Genomic DNA, 15,171 nt, shown 5'->3' with positions numbered 1-15,171 from the left:
ACGATGAGTACGATATCCAAAGTGAGTTCGACGGTCTCCGAACTCCAAAGTGATCGCACGCGGATGATGTTGTTCGTGCTGGACAACCTCATCTGGCCCATCTTGTTAGTGGCATTTATCCTCTTCTCGGTCCTGCTCCCCGAGATATTCACCCAATATCGAAACATCCAGTTCCTGTTGTACATGAGTGCTGGCTTAGGAGCCATCACGCTCGCAGAGGCCATCTGTCTCATCAGTGGGAACTTCGACCTCTCGGTCGGTTCTGTCGCGGGTTTTTCCTCGATGTTCACCGCACTGTTCCTCACGAAATGGTTCAGTGGGGCCCCAAGCATCGTTGGAATCCTCGTCATCCTCGCAATCGGGGGTCTCATTGGGTTCATGAACGGCTTCTTCATCGCCAAATTCGACGTGAATCCATTCCTGCAGACCCTTTCGGCGCTCATCGTCTTCGAGGGTGGAATCTTGGTGCTGTCGACGCGCTCGGTGTACGACTTGCCCCAGAACTACCTGTGGCTCGGCGGCGGTGAAGTGTCGCTCGGCGGGCTATTGCCTCAGCCAGTCCCTGTCGCTGTCATCTTCATACTCGGCCTCTTCGTCGCCGTATGGTTCGTCCTCATGAAGACGCGCTTCGGCCGTGCAGTGTACGCTGTCGGTGGTGACGAAGAGTCATCAGCCGAGGCAGGTATCGATACCGACCGTATCGTCATCTCTGTCTTCGTTCTCTCGGGGATGCTGGCCGCAACCGGAGGACTGCTTCTGACGGGGTTCAACGGCGGTGCGACTCCGACACTCGGAACTGCTCAGCTGTTTCCTGCATTCACCGCTGCAGTCATCGGCGGTGTGAGTTTGTTCGGTGGCCGCGGGAACGTCTTCAACGCTCTCGGTGGAGTGCTGCTGCTCAGCACCATCGCTGCCGGACTCGTCATGCTGAACATCGACCCACAGATCGTCCAGACAATCAACGGACTCGTATTGTTCGCGGCGATTCTGCTCTACACCTTCGTCCAGAAAACTCGGGGACGGCTCCTCTCTGACCTCTAAGTTTGTCGGGACCAACCCACTTCTCTCTCTCTTTCGCGGTTTCTTTCTCACTTACTCTACTAGTTATGGGGCTTCCACGACTCTGACCCATATCCCGATTTCGTCGACGCTGTTCTCCGAGCTTAGCAGGGGAACGAACACTGCAAGTCCGATATGGGGGCGCTTCCGGAATTCACATCAAACTAGTCAGGCCTGACACTGAGTGTGAGCAGTGAACACCTCGACAGTGACGCTGGTAGCACAAAAATAGCGGACAGTGTGCGGGGCTCGTGTGAGTGTCCGGTGACAGCAGAAGACCAGTCACAACGAGTCGTTGGTCACGTTCTACAGCAAGAGACACCCCACTCGTGTTCTCGCTCACCACTAAAAATATAACAGATGGTTGTGTGGTTACAGCTAATGGCCGACAGAGAGAGTTCCACGAGTGAAACGAGAGAGGGGGTCCGTTCCTGTCGAGAAAACTTCTCGACCCACTCCCGTAATCACACAGTTCTATTCGGGTTCGATGGCATCATCGATACGGTCCGCGAGATGGTCGCTGAGCGGGAAAGTATGGATTCGGTGTCGCTCATTCGAGAACTGGACACGCTCGGAACCAATATCAACGACTCAGTGGCTTCGGAAACATCGCTCACTATCGAGTGGCTGGACCGTGGTACTCGAACAGGAGGGCACGTCTGCCATCTCTCACGTGTATTCGACGGATGGGGTTGTGACCCAATCATGATTGGTACGTTCGGCAGGCCGATGCGGTCGGAGTTCGAAGATGAGTTCGCCGGGAACACGATGTACTCCATCGGTGAGCCAGGCATGACCGATGCGGTCGAGTTCGACGACGGAAAGCTCATGTTGACCCAGGCTGGTAGCTATCGGGAGCTAGACTGGGATGCGCTTGACGAACACCTCGGTCACGACGAACTCGCCGACCAGCTCGAGGAGGCGGACCTGTTTGGGATTGGTTACTGGTCGATGATTCCAAACCTGCCAGAAATCATCCGTGGACTGGCTGACGACATCTGGCCAACGCTCTCGAACCCACCGTCGAACGTCTTCTTCGACCCGGCCGATATCCGCCACCTCTCCCAGTCACAATTTACGCAGGGATTCGACGCACTACAGACGTTGAATCGTCAGGTTCCAGTGACGCTCAGTGCCAATCGAGGCGAGACTCAAGAACTCATCACGAGTGGTGGTGGTTCGGTGGATGGAGAGTCGATGCTCGACCTTGCTACCACCGCTCGCGACATCGTCGATGTCGACCGAGTGGTCTCACACGGTGCGAGGGCGTCGGCGATGGTCACTGAAGACGAGCAGGCGCTGATCGAGACACTCCACATTCCCGACCCTGAAATCGTGACCAGTTCCGGGGACCACTTCAATGCAGGCGTCTGTTTAGGCTTGTTAGAGGGGCTTGACGCTGAATCGACGGTCGCACTTGGGAACGCCGTGGCTGGGTCCTTCATACGAAACGGTGAGTCACCCACGTTGGCCACGGTCGAATCGTTCCTCGAGGAGTATGAAACGCACGTCTAGTACGAGATGCGCCAGACCCGTTGTCTGACACGATAGCACACTCGTATCACTGTCGCGAAGACCCCCTCGAAAGATTACCGCGCTCGACTGTTCTCCTTTATCTCACTGTCCGGTCTGATTCTCCGACTACGCAGCGTTACTCGTGGTCATCGTCGGACATTCCGAAGTACAAACTGAGACTTCGAATCACCCAGACGATAGTTTGTCACGTAAACTCTTCTTCGACGTCGACGGATAAAGTCACAAAATAGTTCTCATCATATATGAATAAAATATAATGGTTCGATTGTATTATAAAGATACTGATATAATGTGCTGTTCGACTAGCATCGCTCGTAGCTCAACGAGTAATTGCTAGAATGCCTTCTGAGTGGGTTACACAGATTGAAAATGGTGTTTTCTGAACCCTGTTCACCCCTCAATATGGAACAGAATGAACTATACGTTTCGTCTGTGATTGGTGGCAGAACGTATTGAATCTGTTTAGATACTACATATACTTGAATATACATCTGAAAAAATATTCCTTACTATGATAAATACACACAATACCCTTGCTCAAATTGAATATGAACTATCACTTCAAAAGATATAATAAATGAAGGAAATAAGCAACTATTCGTCATTTGACGCGCAACTCACACAAATATTATCGTTTCAAACAACCGCGCCACCTGCTCGATGGACCATGCCAGCTGAGGAGCTGCAAGACTAGAATGTACAGTCCATTCACACACTGTGTGTTTTATTCGTCGAGAAACCTCATTCTGAAATGCCCAGCATTTTTCGTTTGTATAGCACAAACACTTATCATAGGGGGATGGAATACTACGCGTACATGCGGACACTCAAGACTGTCGAAACGACGTTAGATATCATCGAGGCACTCCAAGAGTTGGATGGTGCCGGTGTCTCGGAGCTAGCGTCTCATCTCGACCTTTCGAAAGGAGGTGTGTACAATCATCTTGCGACGTTGCACGAGCGGGAATATCTGGTCAAAGATGGCGCTGAATACCGGCTCAGCCATCGATTCTTCAACCTCGGTCACACTGTCAAGCATCGCACTGACCTGTACAACATTGCGAAACCCGAACTGGAGCACCTCGCAGAGTTCACGGGTGGTCACGCGGGCCTCATCATCGAGGAGTTTGGGAAGGCCATCTATCTCCATCGAGAGATCGGGAATCAGGGGGTCTCTGAAGAGTTCAGTGCCCGTCGACTCGAGGGGTCCGACCATCTCCACGTGAGCTCGTGCGGCAAAGCAATTCTGGCTCACCTCCCATTAGAGTACGTCGAGTGGATCGTCGAAACCCACGGTCTCCCAGCCAAGACACCCGATACGATTACGGACGTCGACTCACTCCTCGTTGAACTCGTCGAGATTCGTGAGCAGGGCTACGCAATCAGTGACGAAGAGGCTGTGCAGGGTATTCGTGCAATTGGTGTCCCTATCTTAGACACTGACGACAATGTGCTTGGAGCGATTGCAGTCTCTCGGCCAAAGAGCCAGCTCCCGGACGAACTCGCGTACGGTCTGTTACCGCAACTCGTCATCGAGGCCGCCAACATCATCGAAGTAAACCTGGTTACACAGAACCCTTCACAGGTGATTCGGTACTAACTCGTATCGCCGTTTGCACGCTAAGACCTGTTTGGGGACGAAGATTACACCTCTATGGTTGTAATGTAATGGTGGGGAACGTGGGTGTCGATGTCAAGCACGCCTGTATTCTCTGATATTCTCCACTCTGGGAAGGGCACTGGCCAACAACTCTCGAATTTCGTTTGCACCTCACGAACGGGTGCAGGTCGCCCACTCTCCGTGACAACAGAGGCTCGAAAAACATCGCACAGAGCCAGCTCTCCGTACCAGCAGAGGCCAAAAAATATTGCTCGAAGTTCGCTCTCTCAGAGGTCGCTCGCGTCCGAGAAGATATCTGAGAGACCGAGGTCTTCGCGCATCGCGTTAACCACGTTTCCACTCAGGCTCAGTATCCGACCGAGCTTAATTCCGGTTTCGTGGTACGATGAGACGTAATCTGTGTACTCACTGACGGCGTCACGGACGGGTGCGTCGATGAGGTAATAGCTCCGGTGGAACGTCTCAGTGATGTCGTCGAGGTGGGTCCCGAGTTCGGACTCCTGATTGAGAACGAGGCGGTCGTGTGCGTCCCCGAGCATCCCTTCGTCATCCAAGTCGACCGCTTCACGATTCAATTTGATGATACTCTTCATCAGGTCGTGGTACACGCGGAGTCGCTCGCGCTGGAGTGCTTGCTGCGATACTTCTGCAGTCTGTCTCCGCATTTGGAGCGCGATCGATGCACTACTCACCGCGAGAACGAGAAGACTCACCGCTCCAATGACCCAAAGCAGCGTCGTGGTTACAGTTGCCATTATGTATCGAATAGAGTGAGGGGCTATGTGGATTACCCTTCGTAGACCGGGATTGGTTTTTCTACTTCTTCGTCGTGGAGGTGACACGAGACCTCGTGGTCGTCCGTCTTCCCGACCTCCAGGAGTTCGCTCTCGTCGTCACACCGGTCGAACCGATACTGACACCGGTCTTTGAAGGCACATCCCTGAATCCCGCCAATGCGTTCGTTCACTTCCCCAGAAATGCGAACGCGGTTCCGCTCGTTCCGCGAATCAACGCGTGGAACGGCTTTCAACAACGTTTGCGTGTAGGGGTGTTTCGGATTCTGAAGGACTGCGTTCGCTTCACCCACTTCCATCATCTCGCCTTGATACATGATTCCGATACGGTCACAGATGTACCGGAGGAGCGAAAGGTCGTGGGAGATGTACAGGATGGAGACGTCGTGCTCTTCGGCGAGCTCTTTGAATACCCGAAGGACGCCCGCTCGCACCGAGACGTCGAGCATCGACGTTGGCTCGTCGGCAACGATGAACTTTGGCCGAAGAACCATCGCACGAGCTAACGAGACACGCTGACGCTGTCCTCCGCTGAGTTCGTGCGGGTATTTGTCGATGAAGTTCTCGACTGGCTTCAGGCCGCACTGGTCGAGCGCCTCCCACACGCGGTTTTCTTTCTCTTCTCGTGTCCCAATGTCGTGGATGGTGAGCGGCTCTCGTACCCACTTGCGGACCGTGAACCGGTCGTTAATCGACTCGTAGGGGTCTTGGAACACCATCTGTACATCACGACGGTATTTCTTGAGGTCTGTTCCTTCGAGCTGTGCAATGTTGCGTTGCTGGTCTCCGAAATAAATCTCCCCAGCAGTGGGGTCAGAGAGACGCATGAGGCAGTGCCCGGTGGTGGTCTTTCCACACCCACTTTCTCCTGCCAGACCGAATATCTCGCCCTTCTTTATTTCGATGTCAATTCCGTCGACAGCGTGTACGTACTGCTGATTTCCGCGGAAGCGTTCGAGAAGACCTGTCTCCACAGGGAAATGCTTCGACAGTCCTTCAGCTTTGACTAGAGTTTTTGCCATTTTTCTGACTCCGTAACGACTTGTTCGTAGTGTTCTTCGAGGTCGTAGCCGTCTGCGGTTACGAAACAGGCTGCTTCTCGACCTGGTGTTCTCGGTGTGAGTGCAGGGTCTGACTCTCCACATCGCGCTTCAGCGTACGGACAGCGGTCCATGAATTTACAGCCAGGTTCGACGTCGATGAGCTTCGGAGGCTCACCCGTAATCGTGATTAGCTCTGAATCTGACTCACCCTCTAGTGTCGGGAATGCGTTGAGCAGTCCCTTCGTGTAGGGATGTTCTGGGTTTGTGAATACTTCCTCTGTGGGTCCGACCTCGACGAGTTCCCCAGCGTACATTACGCCCACTCGATCACACGTCTCGGAGACGACGCTGATGTCGTGCGTAATCATCAAGAGTGAGTTCCCGACCGCGTTACTCAACTGGTCGATCTGATCGAGGATGTGGTCTTGGGTGATGACGTCGAGTGCAGTCGTCGGCTCGTCTGCGATAATGAGCGATGGCTCGAGTGCCATCGACATTGCAATCATCGCGCGCTGGCGCATCCCACCAGAGAGCTGGTGCGGGTACGAGTCTACACGCTCTTTGTCGATTCCGACACGTTCGAGCAACTCACCCGCTCGTTCCCGTGCCTCGGCCTTCGAGACGTCCTCGTGGAGTTGTATCGCTTCGATAATCTGTGCACCGATGGTATACACCGGGTCGAGTGCATTCATCGCACTCTGTGAGACGGTTGCGAGGTGTTTCCACCGGATATCCTGCAGTTCACGGCTGCTCGCGGTGACTAAGTCGAGTGAGACGCTATCGTTCGTGAGTTCGACAGATCCGCTCGTGACTTCACCGTTCTTTGGGAGTAACTGCATAATCGCCTTGGCGATTGTCGTCTTCCCGGAGCCACTTTCACCAACGAGACCGAATCGTTCGCCTTCCGCAATCTCGAAGGAGACGCCGTTGACTGCTTTTATCGTCTTTTCGTCGGCCGTGTACTCGATGGAGAGGTCGTCTACAGTTAGGAGTGTCATTTATGGTTCCCTCAGCTGTGGGTTCACAACTTCTTCGATACCCTGACTGACGAAGTACGCAGAGATTACGAACAGTGTAATGAACAGTCCCGGTGGGATGATCCAGTTCCACATGTCTAACTGGATTGCGTTTCCGACGTAGGCCGTGTTCAACATCTTCCCCCAACTCAACATGTCGGGGTCTCCGAGCCCGATGAACGAAAGCCCGGCTTCTGCGATGATTGCCCACCCGATGGCAAACACCGAGTAGAGGACACTGGTCGGTAACACCTTCGGCAGGATGTGATAGAGCATGATGCGTTTGTTACTCGCACCGCTCGCCTTCGCCGCGGTTATCATCGGTTGTTCTTTTATCGAGATGACCTCCGACCGAATGACTCGCGCCGTCCCCCGCCAGAGGAGGAGAGAGATTGCGAAGACGATGTTGAAGATGCTCCCCCCACCGACGACGATGATGAGGACGATTGCGAAGGGGAGGAACGGAATCCCGTAGGTGATGTCGACGAGACGCATGATTGCGCTTTCCGTGACCCCACCGTAGTACCCCGAGACGATGCCGGCAAGCGTTCCAATTCCCCCGACCATCAACGCCGTCAGAAGTCCAGCAATAAACGCGATGCGAGTCCCGTAGACGAGTTGGCTAAAGATTGGGTACGCTTGCGTTGTCGTCCCCAGTGGGTACTCCGCCGACGGTCCTGCTTCTTTCACCCACGAGCCGTCATCCGTGGTGACGCGCTCGTCGGGAACGTTTGGTGTGATGACCGGTGCGAACACCGCCATCAGGACGAAGAGAGTCAGCATGACTGCACCGACTTTCGCCATATCGTTGTCGAAGACGATACTGAGCGTCTCGCGGAACTTCGTGAGACGCCGTTGTAGCTCGCTAGTTTGCGGGACGGTACGGTCCGGTGGTGAGTCTGTTTGTGATGACATTGTTGAGTTATTCGTAGGACACCCGTGGGTCCAGGTAACCGTAGGCGATGTCTGCGACCAGATTCATCACAAGGACGACGGCGGCCATGATGAGGAAGGAAAACTGGGCGACTGGGTAGTCTCCACGGAACACGGAGTTCACCATCAGTCGGCCAATTCCGGGGTACGAGAACACTGTCTCGACGAGCACGTTCCCCCCAAACGAGAACCCGATTGCGACCGCGAATGCAGTCGATACTGGGAGCATGGCGTTCCGTGCAACGTGACGGTACATGACCCGTTGCTCACTCGCACCTTTCGCACGAATCAGATCAACGAAGTCCATGTTGATGACTTCGAGCATGCTCGTCCGCATGAGTAACAACGGGAGGCCCATTAGATACAGCGTCATCGACGCGATCGGGAGGGCTGCATGCCAGTAGAAATCTGGTCGGACGAGCAGTTCGAGGTGGCCACCGAACTCAGACCCTGGAGAGAGCATCCCGCTCATCGGGAAGAGGCCGAGTTTGGCCCCGAAGACGAAGATGAGGAGAATGCCAACCCAGAATCTGGGGGTCGAGCGAAAGAGCAGGGCGATAATCATCCCCAATCGCTCTGACGGCTGGCCACGCTTCCATCCGAGGTAGATGCCGCCGAGAATCCCACCGATGTACCCGATGAGGATTGCCGGGAGTGTGAGCAAGAGGCTATTGAACAGTCGCTGGGTGACGATACCGTACGTCGACTCCATGTAGTAGAAACTGATCCCCCAGTTGAACGTGACGAGGCCCTTGAGGAACGTGAAGTATTGGACGTACCACGGGTCGTTCAGACCGAACACCTCTTTCAACTCGGTGACTTGCTGCGGGGACATGTTCGGAGAGATGTGAAGCCCAAGTGGGTCACCAATCTGTCTAAACATGAAGAATATCATCGTCGCTATGACCAGATACGAGAACGCCGTCCCGACGAGACGTTTCGCTAAGTAGTTTCTAAATGCCATGTGCCTTGCTTAGTGGACGTTGCTGACGCGGACACCCACTGTTCTCCGTTAGTGTATCATTCATTTCGTATCCTCGATAAATTGGGTTGCGGGACGCGGGTCTAGTTCTCGTGGACTTCACACCCGAGCGGCTCGGAGTGGTCTGGGACCTCTCCTTCGGGGTAGTAGACGCCGTCGTCTGTGAGGGTAAACCCTCTGTCTTCGAGCACCTTCGTGAACGTCTCTTTTCCGGTGTACTCCATACCCCACTTCTTCTGGTCTTCGTTGAACCAGAAGGGGACTGCGGGACTGATGTTGCCGAATGCAGGTTCTGCGAACCCGTCCCAGACCTCGTCGGCGATGAGTTGTTTCGGCGCCACAGACTCGAGTGCTGCGCGAACTTCCGGGAACCCGAACGGCGGTGCGTTCGTGTTGAAGATCAGTGGATGGTTGCCCATGCTGAGAATCTCCTCGGTCGCGAGGTGGTCGTTCTCTTCTCCGACATCTTTGATGACCGACCGACTGGCGTCGACCGTGTAGAGGAGGTGTGAGTCGCCAGAGGCCATCGAATCGAGCGCCACCTGCGAGCTCTTGACCAGTCGGAAGACGATTTCGTCGACGCCCGGTGGACTGAAGTGGTCTTCGTTCGCTTCGAGCACGAGTTCTTCGCCCTTCCGCCAGTTCTTGAACTTGAAGTGCCCACTGCCGAAGAACTTCCCTTCGGAAGACGGTGACCACTCGACTGCTTTGGTCGCGTCGACGCTCTCTGGGATGTCTTCCCAGACGTGTTTCGGGAGGATTGGAACGCGAGAGAAAGTAAAGAGGAACACCGGAGCGAACGGCTCAGTCAGTGTGAACTTGATCGTGGTGTCGTCGATAACCTCCGTCGACTCGACTGGCTTCACGGCAGATGCCAGGAGTGGGCTGTTCTCCATGTACTCGTAGGTGAACGCCACGTGTTCGGCAGTGACCGGTTCGCCGTCGTGGAATGTGTGGCCTTCGCGGAGGTTGAACGTGATGTCCTTGTCGTTGTCTGCGACCTCCCAGTCGGTTGCGAGCCACGGCTTCGGAGCGCCGTCCGGGCCGATTTGCGTCAACTTATCGAAGGTATTCCGGACTGCTTCGAGGTTCAGCGCACCGGAGAACAACGGCGTGAGGTTGTTCGCACCAATCGTCACCGGGATGACCATCCGGGTTTGGTCTGTCTTGGGCTGGGTCTCGTTGTAGGTCCAGATGTTACGGATTCCCTGTCCGTTCACAACTGTAACCCCCTCGAAGAGGTCCTTGTTGTAGAGCTGAACCACCATCGGGTGGATGAGTGCTCGCACAGAACCGAAGTCGACGTCACCGTCGAGTGTCGCAAGTTTCTCCTGAATCTCGTGGACGGTCTTTTGCCGCTCGTCCCGGTCCATCTCTGTCGCCTGCGTGTCCAGAAGCTCATCCAGGTTTTCGTTGGAGTACGACGACCACTGGTACGTTCCACAACCGAGGTTGTTCGTGTTGTAGATGTCGTTGAGGAGCATGTGGGGGTCGAGACGGTTGGGTCGTGGCCCAAAGGTGAGCGAACCCATGTGAACAGATTGCTCGAACATCGTCTTTTCCACCACTTGCGTGTGCTTCATCGGTTGGAAGTTGACCTCGAACGGGGTCTCGTCGTTCACGGTCTCTGCCCACGTCTTCAGGACGTAGTGGACGATGCCGCGCTCTTGAGTCTCACCGACGACTTGAATCTCTGGAACTTTCGTGAGGCCATCACCACTGCCTCCGTCGCTGCTGCCCGAGTTCCCGTTATCATCCTGTGAACTACACCCTGCTAGTGCCGTGATTCCACCGAGCCCGAGGGCTCCGGCTGCCTGCATAAACCGGCGGCGTGTATTGCTTCCACTACCATCTCCATGGGTACCCTCATCTGGAGATGGGGGCTTGATATAATCTGCCATACCATCTTGGAAAGATTTTCCACAGGTTAAATAACTATGCATGTACACAATGTATGGCAATCTATTGAACAATAGTCTACCTTGTTTGCGAATTTTTAAAATACCAAACACTACCGTGTTATCACAGGGCGTGATTCCCTAAAGTTTGATTCCGGGCATAAGCCGCGAGCGAGTGACCCTTGTTCAGGAGTGTCTGGAGAATCATGTAATGGACGATTCGTGGAATCACTTCCCATTGGCCTCGACCGAACGATTCCACCGGTAAGTTTATCGACGCTACCTGATTGGGTTTCGTGTGAGACGACCCAACGACCTTCGTGACTCAGTAGAACGTGATGGTGTGGTGTTCGGAGCACGGACACGGTCAAATTCACCGATGTTTGTCGACGTGTACGGCGAGATGGGACTCGATTTCGTCTTCGTAGACACAGAACATACGGGGTACAGCCCTCTCGACAGTCCGATGCTGCAGCAATTTGCCCGAGCCGCAGATGTCGCGGAGACAGAGATTTTGGTACGAATGGCGTCTGGTGACCCATCGACTGTCCGAAAGGTGCTCGACTCCGGAATCCGAAATATCCTCGTTCCCCGTGTAGAGACGGCAGACGACGTACGGACGGCAGTGAAAGCAGCTCGATTTACGTACGACGATGCAGCGGGGGAACGGGGGGTAGGCGGTTCGTACCCGAACGTCTGGGGTGCAGACTTCGAAAACTATCCGACGAGACAGGACAACACCGTGTTCGTCGGTGCACTGATCGAGAACAAGCATGCAGTTGCAAACATCGAGGAGATTCTCTCCGTCCCAGAGCTCGGGTGTGTGTTTCTTGGGCCAGCAGACCTCTCAGTTTCGTACGGCCACCCGCTCGAAACCGACCATCCAGACGTGAGAGAGGCGCTCGACCACGTGTGGGAAGCAGCACTTGCTGCAGACGTTCCGATTGGGACATTCGTCTCGACTGCTGACGACGCAACAGATGCGGTCGAGCGGGGTGCACAGCTCGTGCAGTTAGGTGACGAGTTTGCTGCAACGAGGAGTGTTCTTGGGTCTCGTCTCGAGGAGATACACGCGGACCGGTAAGGGTCTCTCGTGGGGTGACCCTGCCGGTACCTTTAGCATGGAGTAGAGTTTCCGTCGAATGGTATGACAACAGTTGCGGAACTGACGAGGGAACTCGTTTCAATTTCGAGTCACGAAGACGAGACTGCTGCTGGTGACTTCATCGAGAAGTGGCTTCGCGAAGAGACTGCGGGCGAGGTCGTACGTGACGACGTTGGAAACGTCATCGCACGTCGCGGAACTGGTGAAACCTCGCTCGCGCTTGTCGGCCATCACGACGTGGTCGCGCCTGCGGCAAGCCAGACGAACGACGAAGGAGAATACATCGTCGAAGAGCGAGACGGTCGACTCTACGGTCGCGGGACTGCAGATATGAAGGGATCTGTCGCGGCAGCAATGCTCGCCTTCAGAGATGCTGACCCGTCGTGTGAACTCGTCTTCGCGAGCTTCGTTGGGGAGGAAACCGGCGGGACTGGTGCCACACACGCGATAAACGAAGGGTTCGCACCGGACTTCGCAATCGTTGGAGAGGGTTCGACGAACTACTCGAAACCCGGCGTCACGGATGTCGTCGTTGCGCACAAGGGGGGTCGTGGCAGTACAATCACTGTCGAGGGTGAACCCTCTCACGCGAGTGAACCGAGCGCTGGAGTGAACGCGATTTACCGCGCGACCGAAGCGATAGACCTCATCCGTGACCTCCCACGTCCGCACGTCGAGGTGTTCGGTGAGGAACTTTCAGGGACGGCAGTCGTCACTCAAATTCACGACGGTGGGAACGCCTCGAACGTGATTCCAGGACAGTGCACGCTGACAGTAGACGAACGCACGGTCCCCGGTGAACGAGTCGACCTCAGTCAGGTCGAGAATATCGACGGGGTCGAATGGACCGTCAACTACGATGGACCGCCGATGCGCTGTGACGACGAGGCGTTCGCTGAGACTGTGCTCGCTGCCGCAGTCGATGCACAGGATGGCGAGCCAGAATTGACCACGAAACCGCACGTGACTGATGCCGGGCGACTCGTCGGGGCAGGAGTAACCTGTGTTGTCTGTGGAGCATCTGAGCCGGGTGAAGCCCACACAGACACTGAGAGTGCGAACCTCGAAGTTCTCGAACGGTGTTATCGTATTTACCGCGGCACAGCGGAGCGCCTCTGAGAGACACCATACAACCCTGACTCGATGAACTTGGGACAGAAAGTGAGCAATTCTCACCGTACGTTCTGGGGTAGGTGGTCGGAACAGTCACGCTGTTTCCATTGGAACTTCGGTGGGCCTCTAACAGGTATCCTGTAGACTCCCCCGAGATGACTGTTTCAGACCGTAAACGAAAGGGGTGAACTATTGGTTTCGCAAATAGAGCACGAGTTCCAAACGAGAGGTGTTTGAGGAGATGGAACGAGACGGTCGAGAGACCGCTGTCGAGTCTGCGTCAGTTCACGTCGAGGTAGGCTCATTCGCGACGCAGTTTCTATATGCCCCGCCGACGAAGGCAGATTGGTCGACAGTATTCGTGACGAATCAGTCGGTTACGACGGAGAAAGCCGAATCGTTCTGTCGGCGCTACGGTTGTCGGTGGCAAGTCGAAAACGAGTACAAGAGTATCAACACGAATTCCTTGCAAAGGCATCGACGAGGGATTCCAGAGGTCGACTGTTCTACATCGACATTACAGTATTATTATATAATAACTAATTGATATATGACTTTTTGTTGAAAGCCAATTTCGGTAGTGAAATAAATGCAATCTTGTTGATAGTTTCGTCAAATTGGTTTCTTCTACGATGCTTCTCCTGATTTATTTAAGGAGCACACAGTCTTGCATTTGTAAACAGAATTGCTATTGCTGAACGAGTAATGTATCTATTCTGAGAGCTACACAGAACGAATTGTTATCGTTGATGTTTCAGACTGTTTATATAGAAAATCAGTCATTATAATACTAATTTTTTGGTAATGTAGACATTGTGGCATTATGGTCTTGATATAATCTTGGAGCAGGATTTGTTGCGTTCCTTTTTGTCAATGGTTTCTAGTGTAGAATGAGCTGAATTTAACCATCACAGGGGATAGTTTCTCCAGAAACGATGGGGTGAGATTCGAATAGCAGAGGTTATTTGAAAAATGCAATCTGTCTCGATTTAGATTAATTGGTCGACTCGACTACGTTGAGCGAAACCTGATTAAGAAAATGGTTTCGTACTCTCAAAATTCGAGCCCCCGTTTACATCACTCCCAGGTTGGGAGTCGGGTGGCCGGCGCACACATTGGTTTGTTCTATTTACGCACTACATAAATACGCAATCTAAACTGTGAGTCTCTTTACCGTATTCAATATGGTATACGGACACACTACCACGGAACGAAGTCGTTTATCGACTTCGTGACCACGTATCCCCAAGACCGCCCCATCTGGGTTAAGAACGGACGCTCGCCCGGCACGAAAAATCTTGTTGTGGAAGTCCCCAGCGATTACGAACTCTGTTCCATGTTCCTCTGGATTTGATCCATCACTTCCCCGTGTTCGTGCTGGGGGCTGAACAGAACGAAATCCGTGTCTTCGTCGGCCCGGACAGTATGTCCTGGTGGCCAGTAGAACATGTCACCGGTCTCGTCGGCTTCAGTGCTCCCATCGGTATACGTGACGGTCAGCGCCCCGCTCACCACGTATCCCCAGTGGGGAGCCTGACAGAGGTCGTCTTTCAGCCCCTTGAGAAGTGGTGTGATGTCGGTTCCCTGTGCGAGTGTGAAGTACTCTGCTCCGAGTGTCCCGTAGCCAGTCGAGTCCCCGAAATCCGGTTGTTGGCGGGCGATGGCGACTGGGCTATCGATTCTGGTTGGTACGGCGTCTTTTGCGACTTTCATGATGTTTGTTTGAAGAATCCTTGAGAACGGCGTATTGGGTCGCTCAGAATGGTACCAAGATGGACGTCTCCTTGGAGACTCAATAGTACAGACGCCTGGACAGGGGTTAAGCATATGTATTTAGTTTTATACATTTAATTTTGTATTAATGCTATTATTTTTATCTTCAAAATCTCGTGCTTTGGGCTTCGGTACTCCCATCCCTTCGAAAAGCCATTCATCAACCAATTCCTGTGGCCGACTCAGAGGGTGAATACATCACGCCCAAACCGACTAAGTGTTCTCTATCAAATTGTGACAAATATTTGTCAAATTAGTAACCAAGAACAACTCCTACCTACAACAGGCTCCTGGCGGT

12 protein-coding genes and 1 pseudogene are annotated in these 15,171 nt (G+C 53.8%); 6 read left to right on the top strand and 7 right to left on the bottom strand.

Features of this window, described 5'->3' with window-relative positions:
* Nucleotides 1-3 precede the first annotated feature (3 nt).
* The 3 genes from GJR98_RS14780 (at nucleotide 4) to GJR98_RS14770 (ending at nucleotide 4,195) form a co-directional block, all read left to right on the top strand.
* Complete coding sequence (locus GJR98_RS14780) at nucleotides 4-1,041, top strand: ABC transporter permease (protein ID WP_225316431.1); 1,038 nt, start codon at nucleotides 4-6, stop codon at nucleotides 1,039-1,041.
* Nucleotides 1,042-1,419: 378 nt separating this feature from the next.
* Nucleotides 1,420-2,574: a PfkB family carbohydrate kinase gene (locus GJR98_RS14775; protein ID WP_151139503.1), complete on the top strand. Its 1,155-nt coding sequence runs from the start codon at nucleotides 1,420-1,422 to the stop codon at nucleotides 2,572-2,574.
* An 820-nt stretch (nucleotides 2,575-3,394) separates the two neighbouring features.
* Complete coding sequence (locus tag GJR98_RS14770) at nucleotides 3,395-4,195, top strand: IclR family transcriptional regulator (RefSeq protein WP_228717199.1); 801 nt, start codon at nucleotides 3,395-3,397, stop codon at nucleotides 4,193-4,195.
* A gap of 287 nt (nucleotides 4,196-4,482) precedes the next feature.
* On the opposite strand, the gene GJR98_RS14765 is transcribed toward GJR98_RS14770, so the two are convergent.
* From GJR98_RS14765 to GJR98_RS14740, 6 genes are all read right to left on the bottom strand, one after another.
* On the bottom strand, nucleotides 4,483-4,971 hold the full coding sequence (locus tag GJR98_RS14765) for a hypothetical protein (RefSeq protein ID WP_151139501.1): 489 nt from the start codon (nucleotides 4,969-4,971) through the stop codon (nucleotides 4,483-4,485).
* A gap of 32 nt (nucleotides 4,972-5,003) precedes the next feature.
* A complete protein-coding gene (locus tag GJR98_RS14760) occupies nucleotides 5,004-6,032 on the bottom strand; it encodes an ABC transporter ATP-binding protein (protein WP_191965499.1) in 1,029 nt (342 codons plus the stop codon).
* Nucleotides 6,017-7,051: an ABC transporter ATP-binding protein gene (locus GJR98_RS14755; RefSeq protein ID WP_151139499.1), complete on the bottom strand. Its 1,035-nt coding sequence runs from the start codon at nucleotides 7,049-7,051 to the stop codon at nucleotides 6,017-6,019. The genes GJR98_RS14760 and GJR98_RS14755 overlap by 16 nt, the downstream gene beginning before the upstream one ends.
* The gene (locus GJR98_RS14750; RefSeq protein WP_151139498.1) at nucleotides 7,052-7,984 is read right to left on the bottom strand and encodes an ABC transporter permease; all 933 of its coding nucleotides are present in this window, start codon (nucleotides 7,982-7,984) and stop codon (nucleotides 7,052-7,054) included.
* Nucleotides 7,985-7,991: 7 nt separating this feature from the next.
* Nucleotides 7,992-8,966, bottom strand: coding sequence for an ABC transporter permease (locus GJR98_RS14745; protein ID WP_151139497.1), 975 nt, complete (start codon nucleotides 8,964-8,966; stop codon nucleotides 7,992-7,994).
* Between the two features lie 101 nt (nucleotides 8,967-9,067).
* Nucleotides 9,068-10,804: an ABC transporter substrate-binding protein gene (locus GJR98_RS14740; protein WP_191965498.1), complete on the bottom strand. Its 1,737-nt coding sequence runs from the start codon at nucleotides 10,802-10,804 to the stop codon at nucleotides 9,068-9,070.
* A 457-nt stretch (nucleotides 10,805-11,261) separates the two neighbouring features.
* On the opposite strand from GJR98_RS14740, the gene GJR98_RS14735 reads away from it, so the two are divergent.
* The 3 genes and pseudogenes from GJR98_RS14735 to GJR98_RS18065 all read left to right on the top strand — a co-directional run.
* On the top strand, nucleotides 11,262-11,966 hold the full coding sequence (locus GJR98_RS14735) for an HpcH/HpaI aldolase family protein (protein WP_151139495.1): 705 nt from the start codon (nucleotides 11,262-11,264) through the stop codon (nucleotides 11,964-11,966).
* A gap of 63 nt (nucleotides 11,967-12,029) precedes the next feature.
* Nucleotides 12,030-13,106 (top strand): M20 family metallopeptidase, encoded by a 1,077-nt coding sequence (locus GJR98_RS14730; protein WP_151139494.1) that lies wholly within the window; start codon nucleotides 12,030-12,032, stop codon nucleotides 13,104-13,106.
* A 973-nt stretch (nucleotides 13,107-14,079) separates the two neighbouring features.
* Nucleotides 14,080-14,264 (top strand): annotated as a pseudogene (locus GJR98_RS18065) (IS6 family transposase); the annotation flags it as partial.
* 156 nt (nucleotides 14,265-14,420) lie between these two features.
* On the opposite strand, the gene GJR98_RS14725 reads toward GJR98_RS18065, so the two are convergent.
* The gene (locus GJR98_RS14725) at nucleotides 14,421-14,813 is read right to left on the bottom strand and encodes a cupin domain-containing protein (protein ID WP_151139493.1); all 393 of its coding nucleotides are present in this window, start codon (nucleotides 14,811-14,813) and stop codon (nucleotides 14,421-14,423) included.
* Between the last annotated feature and the right edge of the window lie 358 nt (nucleotides 14,814-15,171).

The organism is Haloferax marinisediminis (genome assembly GCF_009674585.1).
Classification (GTDB): domain Archaea; phylum Halobacteriota; class Halobacteria; order Halobacteriales; family Haloferacaceae; genus Haloferax; species Haloferax marinisediminis.
This window is presented reverse-complemented; position numbering and strand designations above follow the sequence as displayed.